18 protein-coding genes and 1 pseudogene are annotated in these 21,023 nt (G+C 61.3%); 17 read left to right on the top strand and 2 right to left on the bottom strand.

The annotated features are described in order from the left end of the window. Nucleotides 1–14: 14 nt before the first annotated feature. The 4 genes from P353_RS14815 to P353_RS14800 all read left to right on the top strand — a co-directional run bounded on the left by P353_RS14815 (nucleotide 15) and on the right by P353_RS14800 (nucleotide 3,970). Entirely contained in the window at nucleotides 15–1,070 is a 1,056-nt protein-coding gene (locus P353_RS14815) for a YqaJ viral recombinase family protein (RefSeq protein WP_034370801.1), read from the top strand. A 304-nt stretch (nucleotides 1,071–1,374) separates the two neighbouring features. Further along, nucleotides 1,375–2,529, top strand: coding sequence for a phage capsid protein (locus P353_RS29945; RefSeq protein ID WP_232776528.1), 1,155 nt, complete (start codon nucleotides 1,375–1,377; stop codon nucleotides 2,527–2,529). Nucleotides 2,530–2,616: 87 nt separating this feature from the next. After that, nucleotides 2,617–2,967 carry a helix-turn-helix domain-containing protein gene (locus P353_RS14805; protein ID WP_080750549.1) on the top strand — a complete coding sequence of 117 codons (351 nt, stop codon included), beginning with the start codon at nucleotides 2,617–2,619 and terminating at the stop codon, nucleotides 2,965–2,967. A 181-nt stretch (nucleotides 2,968–3,148) separates the two neighbouring features. Further along, the gene (locus tag P353_RS14800; protein ID WP_034370798.1) at nucleotides 3,149–3,970 is read left to right on the top strand and encodes a hypothetical protein; all 822 of its coding nucleotides are present in this window, start codon (nucleotides 3,149–3,151) and stop codon (nucleotides 3,968–3,970) included. A 319-nt stretch (nucleotides 3,971–4,289) separates the two neighbouring features. Here the strand turns inward: P353_RS14800 and P353_RS14795 are convergent. Then, a pseudogene (locus tag P353_RS14795) lies at nucleotides 4,290–4,745 on the bottom strand (restriction endonuclease subunit R); the annotation flags it as partial. Between the two features lie 36 nt (nucleotides 4,746–4,781). Further along, the gene (locus tag P353_RS14790) at nucleotides 4,782–5,786 is read right to left on the bottom strand and encodes a Bug family tripartite tricarboxylate transporter substrate binding protein (RefSeq protein WP_034370791.1); all 1,005 of its coding nucleotides are present in this window, start codon (nucleotides 5,784–5,786) and stop codon (nucleotides 4,782–4,784) included. A gap of 175 nt (nucleotides 5,787–5,961) precedes the next feature. Here P353_RS14790 and P353_RS14785 point away from each other — a divergent pair, with 175 nt between their 5' ends. From P353_RS14785 to metC, 13 genes are all read left to right on the top strand, one after another. Continuing rightward, entirely contained in the window at nucleotides 5,962–8,187 is a 2,226-nt protein-coding gene (locus P353_RS14785; RefSeq protein ID WP_080750548.1) for a rhodanese-like domain-containing protein, read from the top strand. 168 nt (nucleotides 8,188–8,355) lie between these two features. Beyond that, on the top strand, nucleotides 8,356–9,933 hold the full coding sequence (locus P353_RS14780; RefSeq protein ID WP_034370787.1) for a rhodanese-like domain-containing protein: 1,578 nt from the start codon (nucleotides 8,356–8,358) through the stop codon (nucleotides 9,931–9,933). A gap of 75 nt (nucleotides 9,934–10,008) precedes the next feature. Then, nucleotides 10,009–10,860 (top strand): transporter substrate-binding domain-containing protein, encoded by an 852-nt coding sequence (locus P353_RS14775; protein WP_034370784.1) that lies wholly within the window; start codon nucleotides 10,009–10,011, stop codon nucleotides 10,858–10,860. 96 nt (nucleotides 10,861–10,956) lie between these two features. After that, nucleotides 10,957–11,859 (top strand): transporter substrate-binding domain-containing protein, encoded by a 903-nt coding sequence (locus P353_RS14770; protein ID WP_034370781.1) that lies wholly within the window; start codon nucleotides 10,957–10,959, stop codon nucleotides 11,857–11,859. Next, the gene (locus P353_RS14765) at nucleotides 11,856–12,689 is read left to right on the top strand and encodes a transporter substrate-binding domain-containing protein (protein WP_198529075.1); all 834 of its coding nucleotides are present in this window, start codon (nucleotides 11,856–11,858) and stop codon (nucleotides 12,687–12,689) included. Before P353_RS14770 ends, P353_RS14765 begins: the two co-directional genes overlap by 4 nt. Nucleotides 12,690–12,697: 8 nt before the next feature. Then, nucleotides 12,698–13,825: an Ldh family oxidoreductase gene (locus tag P353_RS14760; RefSeq protein WP_034370778.1), complete on the top strand. Its 1,128-nt coding sequence runs from the start codon at nucleotides 12,698–12,700 to the stop codon at nucleotides 13,823–13,825. Nucleotides 13,826–13,829: 4 nt separating this feature from the next. Beyond that, nucleotides 13,830–15,317, top strand: coding sequence for an FAD-binding oxidoreductase (locus P353_RS14755; RefSeq protein WP_052084871.1), 1,488 nt, complete (start codon nucleotides 13,830–13,832; stop codon nucleotides 15,315–15,317). Next, on the top strand, nucleotides 15,314–16,579 hold the full coding sequence (locus tag P353_RS14750) for an aminotransferase class I/II-fold pyridoxal phosphate-dependent enzyme (protein WP_034370775.1): 1,266 nt from the start codon (nucleotides 15,314–15,316) through the stop codon (nucleotides 16,577–16,579). The genes P353_RS14755 and P353_RS14750 overlap by 4 nt, the downstream gene beginning before the upstream one ends. Continuing rightward, nucleotides 16,576–17,325 (top strand): amino acid ABC transporter permease, encoded by a 750-nt coding sequence (locus tag P353_RS14745; RefSeq protein ID WP_034370773.1) that lies wholly within the window; start codon nucleotides 16,576–16,578, stop codon nucleotides 17,323–17,325. Before P353_RS14750 ends, P353_RS14745 begins: the two co-directional genes overlap by 4 nt. Next, the gene (locus P353_RS14740; RefSeq protein ID WP_034370769.1) at nucleotides 17,315–18,127 is read left to right on the top strand and encodes an amino acid ABC transporter permease; all 813 of its coding nucleotides are present in this window, start codon (nucleotides 17,315–17,317) and stop codon (nucleotides 18,125–18,127) included. Before P353_RS14745 ends, P353_RS14740 begins: the two co-directional genes overlap by 11 nt. Further along, nucleotides 18,114–18,986, top strand: coding sequence for an amino acid ABC transporter ATP-binding protein (locus P353_RS14735; RefSeq protein WP_034370765.1), 873 nt, complete (start codon nucleotides 18,114–18,116; stop codon nucleotides 18,984–18,986). Before P353_RS14740 ends, P353_RS14735 begins: the two co-directional genes overlap by 14 nt. Nucleotides 18,987–19,020: 34 nt before the next feature. Further along, nucleotides 19,021–19,650 (top strand): cysteine dioxygenase family protein, encoded by a 630-nt coding sequence (locus tag P353_RS14730; protein ID WP_034370763.1) that lies wholly within the window; start codon nucleotides 19,021–19,023, stop codon nucleotides 19,648–19,650. Continuing rightward, nucleotides 19,647–20,855 (top strand): cystathionine beta-lyase, encoded by a 1,209-nt coding sequence (gene metC, locus P353_RS14725; protein ID WP_034370760.1) that lies wholly within the window; start codon nucleotides 19,647–19,649, stop codon nucleotides 20,853–20,855. Before P353_RS14730 ends, metC begins: the two co-directional genes overlap by 4 nt. Nucleotides 20,856–21,023 lie beyond the last annotated feature (168 nt).

Below are 21,023 nucleotides of genomic sequence, written 5' to 3'. Positions count from 1 at the left end.
CGAAGGAGTTTTGTATGTCCTTGCACTTGGTGAGCCCTTCGGGGCATGCTGCTCCTGCAGCACACTCGCCCCCTGCCCGTTCGCCCCGCAAAGGAGTGGCCCTGCGCTTGGTGTCGACTAAGGATATGGAGCGTGATGACTGGCTGGAGATTCGCCGTACCGGTATTGGCAGCTCGGATGCCGCAGCGGCTATTGGCCTCAACCCCTATCAGTCGCAACTGGAGTTGTGGATGCAAAAGACCGGCAAGGGAGCGCTATTGCCGGCTGTAGATCACTCGGACGACACCAGCCCCATGTTCTGGGGCACTTTACTCGAACCCATCGTGGCTGCGCACTACACCAAGCGCACAGGCAACAAGGTGCGCAAAGTGAATGCGGTGCTGCAGCACCCTGAACACCCTTGGATGCTGGCTAACGTAGATCGCGAAGTGGTCGGCGCTTCGGATGTTCAAATTCTGGAGTGCAAGACCGCAGGTATCCAAGGGGCGCGTCTGTGGAGTGATGGTGTTCCGGAGTATGTCCAGTTGCAAGTGATGCACCAGTTGGCCGTGACAGGCCATCGTGCCGCTGATGTCGCCGTGTTGGTCGGTGGACAGGAGTTGCGAATTTTTCGCATCGAAAGGGATGAGGCTTTGATCGCTCGCCTGATCGCTTTGGAAAAGCAGTTCTGGGACATGGTTCAGCAAGGCATTGCGCCTGCCGGCGATGGCTCAGACAGCAGTAATAAGGCTTTACGCTGCCTGTTCCCTGCCGATGTGGGTGATCAAGTGGATCTCAGCGAGGACCAGGAGCTCAACGCGACGTTCGACGAACTGCTGCAAGTCCGCACCGCTCTCGATGCCGTGCAAAAGCACGAAGCCAGTTTGCGCCAGCGCATTCAGATGCACATGGGAGAAGCCAGCAAGGCCTTGTTTGCCTCTGGCGGCTCCGTGACCTGGAAGCGCAGCAAGGACGGGCAGGCTTTCAACACCAGTGAGTTTGTCCAGGCACATCCCACATTGGCTCAGCGCTTTATGAGTCCCAAGCCCGGTTCACGACGCTTCTGTGTCCATGAGCCGGTCGAGGCTTGAAATCTTGGAGACGGCCCTTATCCAGCGTAGAGAGCCTAGACGCCGGCCTCTTCGAATATCCGGCGCAAAACCTGCGTCGGCAAGAACCTGACTTGACGTCGCTTGAGCTCGCGCCTGAAAAGGCGCTCCCTCTCAATGAAGTTGATCTTGGGTTTCATCTCGATTCAGTGAGTTGCTAGCGCACCCAATTTAGCAGCAAAAGTACTGCTCACAACATCGCGATTCACCCAACGATCCCATTCATCCCCCTTTCCCTCCGCCCTCCTTGGTTTCACCTTGGAGGGCTTTTTCTTTGGAGATCCTCATGATCAAAGGTTTGATGATTACGCCTCCGGTGATTGGCCGGATTGCCATTGGCAAGGTGGTGGAGCGCAATGGCAAGCGTCTGCCCGAGAAAGATGATGAATTCACCATCACCACACAGGTGCAGTCTCGTGGGCAGTGGGTCTTGCATCCGCTCAATGAAGCACTGCGTCTGGCTACCGACAAGGCACACGGCGGCATAAATGAAGGCTCGCAGCCTTCCTTGTCTGACGGGGGTAATGGCGATCGCAGCACCGCAGATGTGGAGCAAGCCACCCAGCCCATTCCGACCACTCGGCCTGTTCGCTCCGGCAAGCGGTCGCTCAAGGAGAAGATGGGAGTTGCCGCGGATGCCAATGCAGATCAGGCGATGGAGCCAGCATCTTCCGCATCATTGCCCGTAACTCCCGTCTCTGCACGGCGCAAGCTGCGCAGTATTCCAGTGCGAGTGCTGTTCAATGACCCCGATCTGAATCTGCGCGCCAACTACACCTTGTTTGATCGCACAACGGCCAGGCCTGTCTGTGTGGGAGATGGGGAGAGCTGCAAACGCGTGACCAGCAAGGGGCTGGAGTCCATGCCCTGCCCTGGGCCCGATATCTGCTTGTTTGGCAAGGAGGGATGCAAGCCCTATGGGCGTTTGAATCTGCTCATCGGTGACAGCGATGAACTGGGCAGCTTTGTGTTCAGGACCACAGGGTTCAACAGCATCCGGACTTTGGCAGCCCGGCTGCAGTACTTCGCGGCCGTGTCTGGGGGGCATCTGGCCTCCATGTCACTGGAGCTCAAGCTGCGAGGCAAGTCCACCACACAGTCTCATCGTTCAGCCATCTTCTACGCCGATCTGATCGTGCGCAGTGGCCTGTCTCTGAATGCTGCGATTGCTCAGGCCCAAGAGCTGACGGCTCAGCGCCAGACGGCAGGGTTTGATCAGACGGCTTTGGATGAAGCGGCCCGCCTGGGCTATGCCAATGGCAGCTTTGAAGACTCGCCTGATGAGGTTGCAGACATCGTGGAGGAGTTCTATCCCTATAACCCTATGCCAGAAGAAGCTGACACACCTGCAGGGCCGACCACGGACACCGAGGCCAGGCCCCAAGGAATGCGTCATCAGAGAGCCCATGGCGCACATGGTACTCATAGGCCGTATGCGTAAAGGCCGTGAACTTATCAGCCGTGGCCCATAAAACCGTGGATTTATGGTCTGTAGCCAAGTTCGTGTGCTCTTGTAACCATAGCGCCTATGGATAAAAAAGCATCTCCGCCGAACTCCGAACCGCCCAGGCTCCCCGTGCTGCAGGCATTCGGGAAAGTCGTTCGGCATTTACGCAGGGAGCAAGGGTTCTCGCAGGAGACCTTTGCACAGTACTGCGGCCTGGACCGCAGCTATCTGGGCGGCGTGGAGCGTGGCGAGCGCAACGTCACACTGACGAGCATGGAGCGCATCATCCGCGCCCTCCATCTGAAGCCATCTGAATTCTTTGCAGCACTGGATGCGGACTTTGCGAACCTGGCTCAACCAAGTCGAGTGATTCCGTTTCAGGCCTTTGCATCCAAAGCTCGCGCCCTTCGTAAAAAGGGAAAGCAGTTGTAGTGACTGGCACAGTGCCGCCCATCTCTTCGCATTAGCTCTTAGCAGCCCACAGGAGCCGCCTCAAGCAATTCCTGTGGGCTTGCTGAATGGGAAAAAACAACCAACGAACCAGACCGACTTCAAGTTCATTACCCGCTGAAAACGGGTATTCATAGTCAATACAAAACCAACGAGGGAATTCATGAAAATTATTTCGAATAAAGGCATTATTCAGATCGCTATAAGTACATTCATTGGGGTCTTCATAACCGCCTGCGGCTCTAGCACTCCTAGCACTGGCGATATTGAAGACTACATCGAAGCCAAGTTTTCTTCTTGTGAAAACATGCTCATCACAAATATTAAGAAAACTAATGGCCACCAAGATGAAAAATACTACAAGGTAGATCTCGAATACACTGTCAAGCTAAAAAATTACAGCCATCTCGAAAAATTGAAAAATTTATATAATAAAGAAAGTGTTACTATTGGCGAGTCTGAGCGACAAATTAAATCATCTACGGAACTCGTAAAACAAACCGAAAATGAACACCATCAATACACTGCAGCAGTGACGAACTCCAAAACAAAGCCGCGATCGCCTGAATGGGGAGCCAACGCCGAACAAGAAAATAATTATCGTACTGCCCTAGAGCAATGGAAAGCGACAGCTCCCGAATACAGAGCGATGAAAGAACATGAAGAATTTCTTAATGATGCGAAAGCAGAGTTAAAAATTCTCTATGCTCATTACGATGATGATATGCGCAATGCCAAAGTCTATGGCAAGATCGATGCGGTGGTTTCTGACTATTACACCAAAGGCTGTGGTAGTTCTACGGAGATGAAAAAATACATTCCTATTACAACCAGCAGCCTTATTTCTGGAGGTCTTGGTCGCATGATTGTCGTAATGGACTTTGGTTTCGAAAAAGATGACATTCGGTGGTTCGAGCCTCAGGAGATAAACATGGCCAGTAGCATTTATATGCAAAAAACTGATAATGGTTGGCGATCTCTCTGAAGCAGCTGATCTTCAAAAAGCAAGACATACAGCCCGTGCATGATGCGCAGGGCTGTATGTCATATAGTTTTTTCTTTTTAAGAATGCCATCACAGCGACAACGCGGCATAGCCGACTGGCCACAGACAGGATCAGTTTTGTGTGAAAACGGCACCCGAACTGTGACTTCAAGAAGATACCTTAGGAAATCAAGCAACCACTGCGATGAGAAGAAATGAAAAATTCTGGGCAACAGCAGAATAAAAATCCCGAATTGAGTTCTCTCAGTTCGGGATTTTTATTATTTATTTAATCAACAAATAAAACTAACAATAATAAATTAGTGCTCTAACACCTTTTCCATCAAGCCATTAACATCTTTGAATTTTCCGTAAATTGCTGGGTTTTCACCCGCAGCCAAGGCTGCAAAGTGTGCAGCCCCGCACTTGATCTTGCTGCCCTCGCGAGCACGCAGATCTTCTTCAAACAGGCTGCTTTTCGTCTCAACCACAAAGTACAAACGCTCTTGGCCATCGCGTTCGATCAGCACGGCCCAGTCAGGGTTGTAAGTTCCTAAGGGCGTGGGCACCTTGAACCAGCCCGGCAGTTTCGCGTAAACCCTCGCAGCCTCATTTTTCTCTAAGGCTTCAGCAAAGTCACGTTCAACGGCAGAGTCGTAGACCACGTGCTGGTACACAGACTTCTGCGTGTTCTGCACCAAGTTCTTCAGGTAGCCCGTCAACTCTTCGGTTTCAAACAACTCCTGGGCGTAGTAATCATCGTCGCCTAGTCGCTGAGTCGTCATTCAAGTGACTTATCGGTTTGCACTTCGTCAACGCAGCGTCAGTCCCGCTGCATTGATTGCCTTCGCATAAAACGGACGCTCAACACGCAAGCTTTGAGCAAGATCCTTTGAACTACCTCCTGCAACTTTGAAGCCGAGCTTTTCTAGCTGCTCGCGAACATCCGGTGTCTGCAACACAGCGCGCATGTCGTTGTTGATCTTCTCGATCACTTGCTGAGGCGTACCCGCCGGTGCGAAGTATCCCTGCCAGCTTTCGACTGCAAAGCCAGGCACGCCAGCCTCGGCCACGGTTGGCACATCGGGCAGGGCATCCGAGCGGTAAGGCGTGGTGACTGCCAAAGCACGCAATTTCCCGGCACGCACGTATTCAGTGACTGCAGCAAGCGTGATCAGGGTAGCGTCGGCATGGCCTCCAAGGACGTCGAGCGTAGCGGGGCCTCCACCAGAGTAAGGAATGTAGTTGACTTGTGCACCAGTCCTTTGAGAGAGAATTTCATGCGCCACATGGGCAATGCCGCCATTGCCGGGCAATGCGAGGCTAATGCTCTGAGACCTTGACTTGGCTCGCGAGATATATTGGTTCAGAGTGTGCAGGCCCGTGGATGGATTGACCACAAGTATCTGAGGATTGACGACAGCCTTGATTATGGGACTGAAGCTCTTTTGCGAGTCGTACGGCAGCTTGGCGAACAAAAGGCTGTTGAGCGTGATTCCCTCCCCTTGCTGCAACAGGGTGTAACCATCGGGCGCAGCTTTGGCGACCTTGGCCGCTCCGATGGTGCCGCTGGCGCCCGGCACATTCTCGACCAACACCGACTGTCCCCAAAGCAACGCCAGCTTATCGGCCAGCGTACGCGTGAGTTTATCGGCGCTACCACCGGGCGCTACCGGCACGATGATGCGCACTGGCTTGGCCGGCCAATGATTACCCGGTGGATCCGATTCAGCATACGCAGCAACAGTAGTCGCGGCAATCAGGGTCAAGGAAAGCTTCGTGGCAACGCGCAGCAGGATTCTTCGGGAAACAGGCATTCAGGGCATTCAAAAAGAGCTATGACTACCCACCAATCTAGATAGCTCAAACCCGCAATGGAACGAAGTTCTGCGCATATCGATCTACGGATTTCTTCGTTGCTGGCACGCGGCTTCAAGCCTACCGTGGCGTATTTCTTCTAGAACACCGTCGCATCAGGCCACACCCGCAACCATGACCCAGATCCACCGCCCTACCGACTTCAGCGACACCGGCAGCCGCCGTTCCGCTGCCGTGGCGCACTTCATCGCCATCGCACAACAACTCGCGCCAGATCCAAAAAACACAACACCCGACCAATTACAGGCGGTGGCGCAACACCTGGAGGCACTGGGCCAGCAAACTGCGCTGTTCCCGCTTGAGGATTTCCCCGTCACAAACGACAACCCCGCCGTGGTCTACCGCTTGAGCGAGGACGCCGACGGGCATTACGCGCTGTATGCCTCCGTCGGGCTACCGGGCAAGGCAGTGCCTCCGCACGACCACACTACTTGGGCCATCATTGCCGGCGTGCATGGCGTAGAACGCAATGTGTTTTATCGCCGGGACAAGACCGCCGACCCGGCACAAGACACACTTGCGCCCGAACGCACGGTAGATGTAATTCGCGGTAGCTCGGTGACCCTCAGTCCCACCGATGTGCACACCATCGAACTCGTCGGCGAGGAGACGAGCTTGCATCTGCACTTCTACGGCCGAGGACTGGACCACATGCCCGAGCGCGTAGTGTTCGAAGGCCTCAGCGGCGGCAGTTTCCGCACCTTCGCCCCACCCGCAGGCATTCGTCAAGCCGTCATAACGCCAGAATCGCTAAAAGCGGCGCTCGCAGACGGTCAAGAGCTTGCCGTGCTCGACGTGCGTGATGCCGGCGTCTTCGCCCGCAGCCACATCCTGTTTGCCGCAAGCGCACCACTGTGGCGGCTTCCACTCGAAATCGACCGCCTCGTGCCACGCCGCGGCACACGTGTCGTGGTGACGGATGGCGACGAAACCCTCGCGCACACTGCTGCGCACCAGCTCATCCGCCTTGGCTGGACTAACGTATCAGTGCTGGCCGGCGGCGTGGACGGCTGGGCCGCTGCCGGGTACGAGATCTTCAGCGGTACCAACGTGCCCAGCAAAGCCTTCGGCGAGGTGATCGAGCATGAGAAGCTCACGCCCTGGATCTCCTCGGAGGAGCTCGAAGAACGCGTCAAACGCGGTGACAACCTCATCGTCGTGGACAGCCGGACGCCCGAGGAGTTCGCAGACTTCAGCCTGCCATTCGCACACAGCCTGCCAGGCGCAGAGCTTGTCTACCGCATCGGAGAGATCGCGCCGGACCCGGACACCTTTGTCGTCGTAAATTGCGCCGGGCGCACACGCAGCATCGTAGGCGCGCAGACACTCATTGACGCAGGCATACCCAACCGCGTGGCCTCGCTGCGCAATGGCACCATGGATTGGCTGCTGACAGGGCGCGAGCTGGCCCAGGGCCGCCACACACCGCTACCCGAACCGGCACCCTCCACCTTGGCTGCCGCTCGTAATCGAGCCGACAGCGTCGCTCAACGCGCCGGCGTCCAGCGCATCGATGCAGCCACGCTGGTACGCTGGTTGAACGAAGCCCACGAACGCACCCTCTACCGCTTCGACGTTCGCACCCAAGCCGAGTACGAGGCCGGGCATTTGGAAGGTTGGCGCTGGGCCCCTGGTGGGCAACTGGTGCAGGCTACCGACGAATACGCAGCCACACGCGGCGCGCGCATCGTGCTGGCAGACTGGGACGGCGTACGTGCGCTGACCACTGCGGCCTGGCTGGCGCAACTTGGTTGGGAGGTGGCTGTGTACACACCGCCCCACTATGGCCCAGGCGCCTCCTGCGTGACCGGCCCCGAGCCAGTGCGATTGCTGGCACCCAATCCGCCGGCCCCGTACATCGCACCACCGCAGGCCGCAGCACTGACCGATGCTGACGGCGCAGCGGTCTTCGATGTGGACAGCCGTGTCGCCTTCGAAAAACGCCACATCGCCGGCGCACGCTTCGCCGCTCCCGGCAGGCTGGCTGAATTTATCGACGCACTGCCACTAGGACAGGCTGTGCTGCTTACCTCGTCCGACGGCGTACTGGCCCAAAGCGTGGCATCTGGCCTGGCGCACGCGAGACGCAATAGCAAGACTCCTTCGCGCGATATCCGTGCCATTAGCGGTGGCACCCGCGCCTGGGCCGCTGCGGGCCTGCCCATAGCTCAAGGCGGTGAAAGCGTACTCACCGGCGACGACGACCGCAGCTATAGCCCCTACCTGCACCGCGATCTAACACTGCGTAACGCTGGCTTCACCGACTACTTGGACTGGGAGCTGGGCCTAGTGGCTCAGCTGGAACGCGAGGGACACACCGGCATCCAGTTGATCGACTGAAAGAAAGACCACCGCTCGGTTTGCTTTGCTGCCCCTCCGGGGGCAGTTCATGCATATAGGTTGGTCCTTTAAGAATTGAGCTTAAAACGCTCATTGGCAAGCATTTCAAGTGCATTGCCACCTGAGCCGCACCCAACAAAGCGCAAACAGCTATTGTTTTATTAACCCATGTCCGTATCTACCTCCTACATTTCTGCGCAGACTGCGCGCCAATGGCTGAACGACAGTGACGAAATCGCCCTGCTAGATGTGCGCGAGTCAGGACAGTTCGGAGAAGGCCATCCGTTCTTCGCTGTCAATACTCCCTACAGCCAACTAGAGCCACTCGTCACTCAACTCGTGCCGCGCAGGACCACGCGCATCGTGTTACTCGACGCGGGCGACGGTGTTTCCGAGCGCGCCGTACGCCGCATGCATGCGTTGGGCTACATACATGTCCATGTGCTCGAAGGCGGTGCGCCGAGCTGGGCTGCCGCAGGTTACACACTGTTCCAAGGCGTGAACCTGCCCTCCAAGACCTTTGGCGAGCTGGCAGAGCACGCCTTCGACACCCCGCACATCGGCGCGCAGGAGCTGGTCCGCTGGCAGCGACAGAACAAGCACTTCGTATTACTGGACGGGCGCACGCCCGCCGAGCACCGCAAGATGAGCATTCCAGGCTCAGTCTCCGCACCCAACGGGGAACTACCGCGACACTTGCACGCACTGGCCAGCGACCCAACCACCCCCATCGTCATTCACTGTGCTGGTCGTACGCGCAGCATCATCGGCGCAGAAATCCTGCGCAATCTAGGCCTGCATAACCCCGTGTTCGCACTGGAAAACGGCACCCAGGGCTGGGCGCTGGCCGGCCTACAGCTGGCCCATGGCGACAGCCAGGAGCGCCAACGGCCTGCACGGCCATACGCTAGCGAGCGCGAAGCCGCCGTTAGATTCGCGCGTAGCGCGGCCGTGCCGGAACTGAGCCCCACGCAGGCCCAGCAATGGATTGACCAGGACGCCCTCACCACCTACGTACTGGACGTGCGTAGCGCCGAAGAATTCGCAGCTCGTACTCTGCCTGGCGCCACGCACGCACCCGGCGGCCAATTGCTGCAAGCCACCGACCAAACACTGGGGACGCGCAAGGCCCGGGTGATTCTTCTGGACGATGACGGCGTGCGCGCGCCAGTCACAGCAGTGTGGCTGACCCGACTGGGCTGGCAGGTCGCCACAGTAGAAGGTGGCATCGACGCATCATTAAGCCTGTCGCATAGGCCTGCACCAGCTGAGACGCACCCGCTGCCCCGCATCGCCACGCAAGCGCTGCCTACCTGGAGCCGCGAGCAAGTGCCGCAACTCGTCGACCTGCAAAGCTCAGCAGCCTGGCAACAGGAGCATGCTGCAGGGGCGGTTTGGGGAATCCGTCCACGCCTTGGGCAGCTCAGTTTCTCCGCTAACCGCCCGATCCTTCTATTGACACCTGATGCCGCCACGGCACAGCTAGCCGCAATCGACCTTCGCGAGGCCGGGCACAGCGATATCGCCTGGGCTTTAGCACAGGACTGGGCCGACGCCGGGCTCCAAGTGGAGTGCAACACACCGCTGGCTGACAGCGAACGCATCGACTACCTGTTCTTCGTGCACGACCGCCACGACGGCAACCTAGACGCTGCACGCCAGTACCTGGAATGGGAAACAGGCCTGATCGCGCAGGCCGCGCCCGATGAGCTGGGCGTGTTCCAACTGCCTTCAAGAAACGCATAAGCAAGCGCGGAAAACTTCGTTGCTACAGCAGAGGCGCCATCGCAAGATGAGCGCCTGATTTCTTTTCGGCACCCCATGTATCCCACCCACCCCACCAAGATTTCTCGCATCGTCCCCGCCACGGCAGCGCTCGTTGCCGCACTTACCTGCCATGCAGCACACGCAGACGCCACACTGGACAAGATCAAGCAGCGCGGCAAGGTCAGCATCGGGGTGCTAGTCAATGGCGGCCCCTTCGGCTCCATCGACCCCGCCTCCCAGCAGCTCATTGGCTGGAACCCCGAACTTGCGCGCGCCGTGGCAAAGGGCCTGGGCGTGGAAGCAGACCTGGTCCAGGTCCAGACTGCTACGCGAGTGCAGTTTCTTCAGGCGGGTAAGGTGGATCTGCTGATTGCGTCCATGGAGCTCAACCCCGACCGCGCCGAGGTGCTGGGTTATGCACCCACACCTTTCTACCGCGTTGGCGGCGCGGCGGCCGTGCGCAAAGATAGCGGCATCAGCAAATGGGAAGACCTCCGTGGCAAGCCCGTGTGTGTATCCCAGGGCAGCAGCTTTTCTAAGCCCCTCGCTCAAGACTACGGCGCCCAGATCCAGGGCTACAAGAGCTCTTCTGACTCTCTATTGGCCCTAAAGGGTGGCAACTGCGTGGCCGCCGTCCATGACAGCACCCTCATTCATCCCCTGTTGCGCAGTAATCCCGAGTGGGCACAGTACACGGCCCCGATCGCCAGCGAAGTGCTGCCTGCCTTGTCCGTGGTATGGACTCGTAAGGGCGAGGCCGACACCATCGCCGCCGTCGACAAGGTTGTACAGGACTGGCACCGCACGGGCTGGCTGATCGCCACCGAAAAACGTGTGGGCATCTCGCCCGCCAACCCATTGCTGCCGGAGCTGCAGGCCAAGTTCAAGGCTGCAGTCACTCGCTAAACCGCCCGGCTGCGGCCGCGCTTGCTTCTCGCCCCTGCTTTTCCTCCACATGTCGGAGGACGGGTGGCCTGTTGCCTTTTTTTTCCTGGATTTCCCATGCTCCTTCGCATTCCCTTTGCCCTGGCCAGCCTGAGTGCCCTGCTTGCCATTGCTTCCCCCGCCCATGCCGACGCCACCCTCGACAAGATCCAGCAACGCGGAAAACTGTCCGTTGGTATCGATGGTGCCAGCCCGCCATTTGGCAAACTCGATCCCGCCACGGGCAAGACTGGTGGCTACCAAACTGAACTGGCAGCCGACATTGCCAAACGCCTGGGCGTGAAGCTCGAAACAGTGCCGGTGACCGCGTCGACACGGGTGCAGTTCCTGCAGTCTGGCAAGGTCGACCTGCTGATCGCCAACATCCAGTGGACACAGGAGCGCAGCGAAATCCTGTCCTTCGCCCCCACGCCTTACGACCTCATCGGCGGCGGCGCCCTGGTGGCCAAGTCCGCCAATATCAAGCGCTGGGAAGACCTTCACGGCAAGGTGGCTTGCGTGTCCCAGGGCAGCAACTTCGCCAAGCCCCTGGCGGAGACCTACGGCGCCGTGGTCAAGGGCCTACGCGGCATCCCCGAATCCCTGCTGGCCTTGAAGGGCGGTACCTGCGCGGCATCGGTTCATATCCAGCCAGCCCTGTACGAGAAACTAACCGGCCCAAGTAAGGAGGAATGGAAAGACTTCGAACTGGGCACACAGGACCAGTTGATCCCCTCGCCCACCGTGGTCTGGACCCGCAAGGGCGAAGCCGATACACAGAACCTGGTGGACAAGACCATCCAGGACTGGCACCGCACGGGTTTCCTGCTGCAGGTGGCGCGCAAGAACGGCGTGCCCGACACTTGGATTGCCGAACGCCACCAGCGCGCCCTAAAGGGCCAGTTCGACCGCGCTCCCTACGACTTCGCCGTCTACGCTGAAGCCCAGGCCGCCGCCAAGAAGGAAGGAGCCAAGCAATGAACCGGAGCCATTTCCTGCGGCACAGCTTAATGGCAGCCGCTGCACTAGCCACGCTGGCCGCAGCCCTCCCTGCCCAGGCAGATGCCACGCTGGACAAGGTCAAACAGCGCGGCAAGCTGGTCGTAGGGGTGATGCTCTCGGGCCCACCCTTCGGCAGCATCGACCCCGTCACACAGAAGCACGTAGGCTACAACGTGGAACTAGCCGAAGGCGTGGCCAAAGGGCTAGGTGTGGTCGCCGAGACCGTGCAGGTCCAGCCGTCCAACCGCGTGCAGTTCCTGCAACAGGGTAAGGTCGACATCCTGATCGCCAACATGCAGTGGACCCAGGAACGCAGCGAGATTTTGAGCTTCGTGCCCACACCCTTTGAGGAAGTGGGCGGCGCGGCGATTGCCAAGAAGGGCAGCGGCGTCGCCCGGTGGGACGACCTGCGCGGCAAGCCCGTGTGCGTGTCCCAGGGCAGCAACTTCACCAAACCCCTGGCTGAGCAGCACGGCGCCCAGATCAAGGCCTTCCGCGGCCAGCCCGAATCCCTGCTGGCCCTGAAGGGTGGGAACTGCGCCGCCGCCGTGCACGTGAGCCCCACGCTGCGCGAGCTGGTGGCCAGCAACCCCGACTGGAAGGACTACGAGATCGTCTCGCCCAGCGATCTCATCCCTTCGCCCTCGGTGATCTGGCTGCGCAAGGGCGAAGCCGACACCCAGGCAGCCATCGACAAAGTGGTGCAGGACTGGCATGGCAGCGGCTGGCTGATCGCGGTGGAAAAACGCCACGGCATGACCCCCACGCCCCTGTTGCACCAACTGCAGGCCAAGTACCGCAAACCCTGAGCCAGGCCATGTTCGAGGAAACCCGTTTCACCGCCGACAGCCTGCGCCGCCAGACCGAGGCCATCCTGCGCGCCTGGGGCATGGCCGAACCCACGGCCCGCACCACGGCCGCACTCATGGTCGAGACCGACCTGCTGGGTGTGGAATCGCACGGCGTGTCCATGCTGCCCCAGTACGACACCTTGCGCGCCAGCGGCCGCTTGCAGCTGACGGCCCAGCCCCAGGTGCTGCGCGACGGCCCGGCCACGGCCCTACTTGACGGCGGCGCCGGCCTGGGCCATGCGGTCTCTGCCCAGGCCATGCAGCTGGCCGTGGACAAGGCGTGCAACTTGGGCATCGCCCTGGTAGGCGTGCGCAACTCCCACCATTTCGGCGCCGCTGGCGTCTATGCACGCATCGCCCAGCGCCAGGGCCTGATCGGCTTGGTCACCAGTTCGGCTCAGGGCGTGCTACTGGTACCTACACGGGCAGCCGAACCCGTGCTGGGCACCAACCCCATTGCCTTCGCCGCCCCCGTGCCTGCGGATTCACACAACACGGCTTTTGTGCTGGACATCGCCACCACCACGGCTGCGGCCAACCGCGTCAAGGTCAAGGCCTTGCGCGGTGAAGCCGTGCCCAGCGGCTGGGTGGTGGACGGCCAGGGCGCGCCCGTGACAGCGCCCCAGGCCGCACGCACCCAGGTTTTCGACGCGCCGGACGGGGGCCTCACGCCCCTGGGCGGCAGCGAGGACGGCGGCAGCCACAAGGGCTACGGCCTGTCCCTGCTGGCCCAGGTGCTGGGCGGCACCTTGAACGGTGGCGCCTTTGCGCCCTTGCACCGCCGCAGCCATGGCCCCAGCGCTCCGGCCAATGTGGGCCACAGCTTCATCGCCATTGATCCATCCTTCTTTGGCGAACCCGGTGACTTTGCCCACGAACTGGACGCCATCCTCGACGTGTTGCACGCCACACGCCCAGCCGACCCGTCACGTCCTGTTCTGGTGCCTGGCGACCCCGAAGCACGCCAACAGGCCGAACGCGGGCAGCACGGAATCCCACTGCCGCCGGCCCTGCTTTTACAGATCCGCGGTCTGGCGGCCGCAGCCGGCGTGGACGAGCTGCTAGAGCCCGCGGCCCCGTTTGGGAGGAATTAACCATATGAGCACGCTTATAGACCAACTGCGGGCTGCCCTGGGCACCGACCAGGTGCTGACCGGCACGGACGCGGCAGGGTATCTAACAGATCAGCACGGCCGCCTAACAGGCCGGGCCCTGGCCGTTGTTCGTCCGGCCGACACAGCTCAGGTGGCTGAGGTCGTGCGCCTGTGCCGCGCCCAACGTACCCCCATCGTGCCCCAGGGAGGCAATACCGGCCTCATGGGCGGCGCCACACCCGATGCCAGCGGCCAGGCTGTGCTGCTGTCCCTGGGCCGCCTCAACCGCGTGCGCGCCATCGACACCGACAATGACACCCTGACCGTGGAAGCTGGCGCCGTGCTTGCCCAGGTGCAACAGGCTGCACGCGACGCGGGCCGGCTGTTCCCGCTGAGCCTGGGATCTGAAGGCAGCTGCACCATCGGCGGCAACCTCTCCACCAATGCTGGCGGCACCCAGGTGCTGCGCTACGGCAACACGCGCGAGCTGGTGCTGGGTCTGGAAGTGGTCACCGCCGAAGGCGAAATCTGGCATGGTCTGCGCGGCTTGCGCAAGGACAACACGGGCTATGCGCTGCGCGACCTGTACGTGGGCAGCGAAGGCACGCTGGGCATTATCACGGCCGCCACGCTCAAGCTCCACCCCTTGCCACAGGCGCAGCACACTGCCTTGCTGGCCTTTGGCTGCATTCGAAACGCTGTGGCCTTCCTATCAGCTGCCCGCGCGGGCTTCGGCGCCAGCCTTACGGCCTTCGAGCTGCTGTCGGACACGGCCGTGGGCCTGATCGCGCGCCATGTGCCCGAGCAGCCACTGCCACTGGCCCCGGGCACCCCCTGGTACGCTCTGGTCGAACTGTCTGATAGCGAAGGGGAAGCCCATGCTCGCCAGCGCTTCGAGGCCGTAGTCAGCCAGGCCTTCGAGGACGGCCTGGTACACGATGCGGCGATCGCCGAAAGCCTGCAACAAAGTCAGGCCCTGTGGCGGCTGCGCGACGAGGCCCTCGGCCTGGCCCAGAAACGCGACGGCGGCAACATCAAGCACGACGTCTCCGTGCCCATCTCGCGCATCCCAGACTTCCTGGCGGCCACGGCCGCTGCTCTGCAGGCACAGTTCCCAGGCGTGCGCCCCGTGGCCTTCGGCCACCTGGGCGACGGCAACCTGCACTACAACGTCTCGCACTCCCCCGACAACACAGTGGCCGCGCTGTTTGCGCAGGAGGACGCCATCCACGCCGTGGTGCACGACTGCGTTCACGCCCACAGTGGCTCCATCAGCGCCGAGCACGGTGTGGGCCAGACCAAACGCGACCTGCTGCCACTCTACAAGAGCACGGTCGAGCTGGAGCTGATGCGCCGCCTCAAGGCCGCCTTCGACCCGCTTGGCCTGCTCAACCCGGGCAAGGTCCTGGCCAACACCATCCCCTCTTCCTTCCCATCCCTTGCAGCGCCTGCGGCACCCGTATGCTCCGCTGCCGAACGCTCCCTGCCATGACCGCTTCCAACTTCCCGCTCTCCGAGCGTGTGCGCCGCGTCAAGCTCTCGCCCAATGCGGCGGCCAGTGCACGCGCCACTGCCCTGGCCGCCCAAGGCCGCGACGTGATCTCGCTTACCACGGGTGAGCCCGACTTCGATACGCCCGACTCCATCAAGCAGGCCGCCATCGCCGCCCTGGCGCGCGGCGAGACCAAGTACACGCCCACGGCCGGCACGACCGCGTTGCGCCAGGCCATCCAGGCCAAGTACCGCCGAGAGCGCGCCCTGGACTATCCGTCCTCCCAGATCATCGTGAGCAACGGCGGCAAGCAGGTGATCTACAACGCCATGGCCGCGACGCTCAATGCCGGCGACGAGGTCATCATCCCTACGCCCTACTGGCCCTCCTTTCCCGACATCGTGCTGGTCAACGACGGCACACCCGTGCTCGTGCCCTGTGGCATCGACACGGGCTTCAAGCTCACGCCCGCAGCGCTGGAGGCGGCGATCACGCCGCGCACCCGCTGGCTGGTGCTCAACACCCCGGGCAACCCTTCGGGCGCGATCTACAGCGCCGACGAGCTTGCGGCCCTGGCCGCCGTACTGCGCCGTCACACCCAGGTGCTGATACTTCTGGACGAGCTGTACGAACACATCTGGTTCACCCCGGAAGCGCCCGTGCACTGGCTGCATGTGGCGCCAGATTTCAGGGAGCGCACCCTGCTAGTCAACGGCGCCTCCAAGACTTATGCCATGACGGGCTGGCGCATCGGCTGGGGGGCGGGCCCTTCCGCACTCATACAAGCCATGGTGGTCATCCAGTCCCAGGCCTCGTCGGGCCCCAACTCCGTGGGCCAGTCCGCCGTCACCGCCGCCCTGGAATCGTCCGACCAGTCCTTTGTGACAGCGGCCCGCCATGCCTACGCACGCCGTGCCGCAGCCGTGGTCGCGGGCCTGAGTGAGGTGCCCGGACTGGCTCTGCGGCCCATCGAGGGCTCGTTCTTCGCCTTTGTGCACTGCGCCGGCGTGCTGGGCCGCCTGCGCCCGGACGGCACGCCCATCGCCTCGGACAGCGACCTGACCGAATGGCTGCTAGAAGCCGAAGGGGTGGCCGCCGTGGACGGCGGGGCCTACGGCCTTTCGCCCTATTTCCGCCTCTCTACAGCAGCCAGCGATGCCGTACTGGCCGACGCTGTGCAGCGCATCGCACGCGCCGTTGCCGCGCTGCGCCCGGCTCCGGTTGTGGCAGACCCAGCCCGAACCCTGGAGGCCAGCGCATGAGCACCGACTGGTTACACCAGGCAGTCGATGCCCTGCGGCCCCTGGGGCTCAACTATGCCTTTGTGCTGGACACCTCCGAGCGCCAGGCCTTCGTGCGCGGCATGATCGTGACCCTGCAACTGGCCCTGCTGACCATTCCCGGTAGCCTGGCCGCCGGCGTAGCCCTTGCAGCGGCCCTGACCTCGGGTCGGCCCTCGCTGGAGCGCACCGCCCGCGCCTTTGTCGAAGTCACGCGCAATACACCCACCTTGGTCCAGCTGTACTGCGCCTTTCTGGTACTCAACATGCTCATCACCCAGCAACTGCGCGACTGGGGAGCGGGCAATAACCCGCTCACGCCCTTCGTCTGGGTCGTGATCGTGGTCTCGCTGCACAAGGGGGTGTTTCATGCCGAGGCGCTGCGCGCCGGCATCGAAGCCGTGCCTGCCACCACGCTGGAGGCCGCGCGCTCGTTAGGCTTTTCGCAGCGCCAACTGCTGGCGCGTGTTCAGTTGCCGCTAGCCATACGCTTTGCCCTTCCCTCCCTCGTCAACAACCTGGTAGACCTGGTGAAGATGACTGCCGTGGCCTCGGCCATCGCTGTGGGTGACGTGACTTATGAGTCCATCATGATCTGGTCCCAGCGCGACAACGTGCTGGAGCTGCTGCTGCTTATCCTGCTATGGTTCGGCCTCCTTACCTGGCTGGTCAGCCTGGCGGGCCGCTGGCTGGAACACCATTGGAGGATGCCCGGCTATGGCCAGTGAAGCCCTTTCTCGTCCCGTGGCGCCGGCGCATCCCGCATGGGGCCGTGCGCTGCGCAACCCCTGGCTGACCGCCGCCACCGCCCTGCTGGTACTCGTCCTGTACTGGACCACTAGCGGCAGCACGCCACCCGCCTTCGTCCATCTCTGGAACTGGCTGCCCGCCTTGCTGCGCGGCCTGTGGGTCAACATCGAGATCAGCGTGCTGGCCGTGGCTCTGGGCACCGTGGTCGGTCTGATGCTGGGTGCGCTGTCGCTCTCGCCCACGCCAGGCCTGCGCACCATCGTGCGCTGGTATGTGCAACTGTTCCGCAACGCGCCCATCCTGGTGCTCATCTACTTCACTACCTACGTGTTCCCCTTCGAGGTGAAGCTGGTGAGCTGGTCCTTTCCGTTCCCCGACTGGATCAAGGTCGTTCTGGGTCTGGCCCTGCCCACCAGCGCCAACGTGGCCGAGATCTTCCGTGGCGCGATCCAGTCCATTCCCAGCGCTCAGTGGGAGGCTGCCCAGTCCCTGGCCTTTCGCCGCCGCGAGATCTTCCGCCTCATCGTCCTGCCCCAGTGCGTGCGTCGCATGCTTCCACCCTGGATGAACCTCTACGCCAGCATCACCATGAGTACCTCATTGGCCTCCTTGGTGGGCGTACACGACGTGGTCGACACTGCACAGATCGCCAGCAACACCGTAGCCCGCACGGACTTCACCATCCTCGTGTATTTCGCGCTGCTCGCCTTGTTTTTTGCCTACTGCTATCCGATAGCCCGCGCCACGCGCAACCTGGAGCGCCGCCATGAACGCCACTGACTCCTTTATCACCCAGATCGCCAGCAACAAGGCAATCACGACAGAAGCGACACCACCCCTGGTCGACCTGCACGGCGTGCACCTGTCCTTCGGCGACAACCATGTGCTGCGCGGCATCGACGTGCAAGTGCGGCGCGGCGAGGCCGTAACCATCATCGGCCCTTCGGGCTCAGGTAAGTCCACCATCCTGCGTTGCATCACGGGCCTGCTGAGGCCTCAGCAGGGCAGCATCACCGTGGCCGGCACGCGCGTAGACCAGCTGCGCACCGAGGCCGAGCTGATAGCACTGCGCAAGCGCGTGGGCTTTGTGTTCCAGCAATACAACCTTTTCCCCCACCTGTCGGTACTGGAGAACCTGGTAATTGCCCCCACCCGTGTGGTCGGACGTGACCGAGCGACGGCCGAGCGCGAGGCCCGTGCTTTGCTGCAGAAGGTGCGTCTGGACCACAAGGAAAACGCCTATCCAGGCGAGCTGTCAGGCGGCCAGCAGCAGCGCGTAGCCATAGCGCGCGCCCTGGCCATGCGGCCCGAACTCATCTTGTTCGATGAAGTGACCTCGGCTCTGGACCCCGAAACCGTGGGCGAAGTTCTGACCGTGATTCGAGACCTCGTCAGGGACGGCATGACCTGCGTGCTGGTCACGCACGAGATGCGCTTTGCCGAAGAGGTCAGCGACCAGGTCTATTTCACCGAGGCCGGCCGTATCGTCGAGCACGGTCCCTCTTCCCAGATCTTCGGCAGCCCGCGCAGCGAACGCACGCGAGAGTTCCTACAACGGGCTCTGGGCGACGGCGCACGCGCCAGACCGCTGCCTCCCCCATCCCCGCTGGCCTTCAACAGCCTACGCTTCGCGCTCTGACACGTTGAAAACCATACCCACTAGGAGCCTCGCTATGACAATTTCTTCCTCTACCCCTATCGCCGATCAACGTCGCCAGGCCGTGGACTCGGCGCTGGCCGACGTGCGCCGCTTGATTAAAACCGGCGCTCCCGACCGCAAAACCCTGGCCGCCATCACCGAGAGGCTGGAGCAACTGGCCGCCCACAAGGCATTGTTCAGTCGCGCAGACTTTCCCCCGCCTGCCCAGACTGATGGCGTGGGTGCCTCCACGCGGTACCGACTCAATCCCGCAGACGGCGATGCAGACCTGGCCCTTTATCTGAACTCCATCAACCCCGGCAAGACCACGGCACCGCACAACCACACGACCTGGGCCGTGATCGTGGCCGTCGAAGGTCAGGAAATCAACCGCCTGTACGAGCGCACCGACGACCGCTCCAACCCTGCCCATGCCCAAATACATCTGGCGCGCGAATTTACCGTGCAGCCCGGTGCCTCCATCGCCTTCTTACCCGACGATATCCACGCAATCGCCGTGGTCGGCAATGAACCCACGCTGCACTTTCACCTTTACGGTCAGCCGTTGGAGACACTGACAGGCCGTGTGGCCATCGACCCCGAGACCGGCGAAGTCAAGAACTACAACGCCGCCTACTTCCGCCCCAGCGAGGCCGTGGCATGAGCAGCACCTCTTCACCATCCGCCATCGGCTCCGCCACGCGCCTGCTACACGCAGGTAGCCCCACGCTGCGCGGTGGCTCCGGCCCCGTGAACGTTCCTGTGGTGCGCACCAGCACCGTGCGTTTTGCCAATACTGCGGCCTATGCCGATCACCACCACCGACGGGTGGCTGGCGAGCGGGTCGCTTCCTATGGCCGCCACGGTCTTGACACACACCGCGCGCTCGAAGATGCACTACTAGGCCTGGAGGGAGGCCATCGCGCTTTCCTCGCCCCCTCGGGCCTGGCAGCCATCAGCTTGGTGCTTGTGGCGCTGCTCTCCCCTGGTGACCATGCACTGGTGGCCGACAGTGTGTACTCCCCTGTACGCCGTGTTGACGCCACCCTGCTGCAACGCCTGGGCATTACGCTCGAGTATTTCTCTCCCTCCCAGGACGATCTCGCAGCCAAAATTCGACCCAATACCAAGCTTATCTACGTCGAGTCCCCCAGTTCCCTGTTGTACGAAATTCTGGATCTGCCAGCCCTGGCGGCCATCGCACAAGCCCATGGTGTTCCTCTGGCCACCGACAATACCTGGGGCGCAGGCTGGCTGTACCAGCCTTTGGCTTTGGGCGCCAATATCTCCATCCAGGCCGCCACCAAGTACATCGGCGGACATTCCGACGTGATGCAAGGTGTAGTTGTTACCGACAGCGCGGCGTTGTCCGAGAAGATAGCCACCGCGTATGAAGCTCTAGGCCTGACCATCGGTGCCGACGACGCGTATCTGGCTCTGCGCGGCATTCGCACCTTGCCCGTGCGTTTGGCCCAACACCAACGCCACGCGACCGAAGTTGCACAGTGGCTGCAATCCCAACCTCTGGTGGAGCGCGTCTTCTACCCGGCCTTGCCCAGTGACCCCGGTCATGCACTCTGGAAACGCGACTTTCATGGTGCCAACGGTCTGGTTTCGTTCGCCTTTGTCGACGGAGTGCATGCCGCCGGTGCCGAGGCCTTTGTCAACGCACTGCGCTGGTTTGCCATTGGCGCATCCTGGGGGGGATATGAGAGCCTTGCCTTGATCGCGGCCCCTGAGCGTCTGCGTGAACATAGCGCCTGGTCAGGCACACATTCCGTGGTGCGCCTACATGTTGGCTTAGAAAATCCAGATGATCTGATTGATGACTTGCAGCAAGCCATGGCCAATGTAAACCGACCCGACTGAACTGGACGCCATATCGCCTCAAAACTGAGACCCCGTTGTAGGTTCCATTACGAAAGAAGAGTTCAAGACTGAAGCGGTCAACTTGGTCACCGAAAGTTGGCCAGTACCTGGCAGAAATGTCCGCGCAGAGGGTCCTGAGTCGGCTCAGCCTGCACAAAAATCCGTGCC

The sequence above is a fragment of the Comamonas testosteroni genome (assembly GCF_000761245.1).
In the GTDB taxonomy this organism is placed as follows: Bacteria; Pseudomonadota; Gammaproteobacteria; order Burkholderiales; family Burkholderiaceae_C; genus Comamonas; species Comamonas testosteroni_C.
This window is presented reverse-complemented; position numbering and strand designations above follow the sequence as displayed.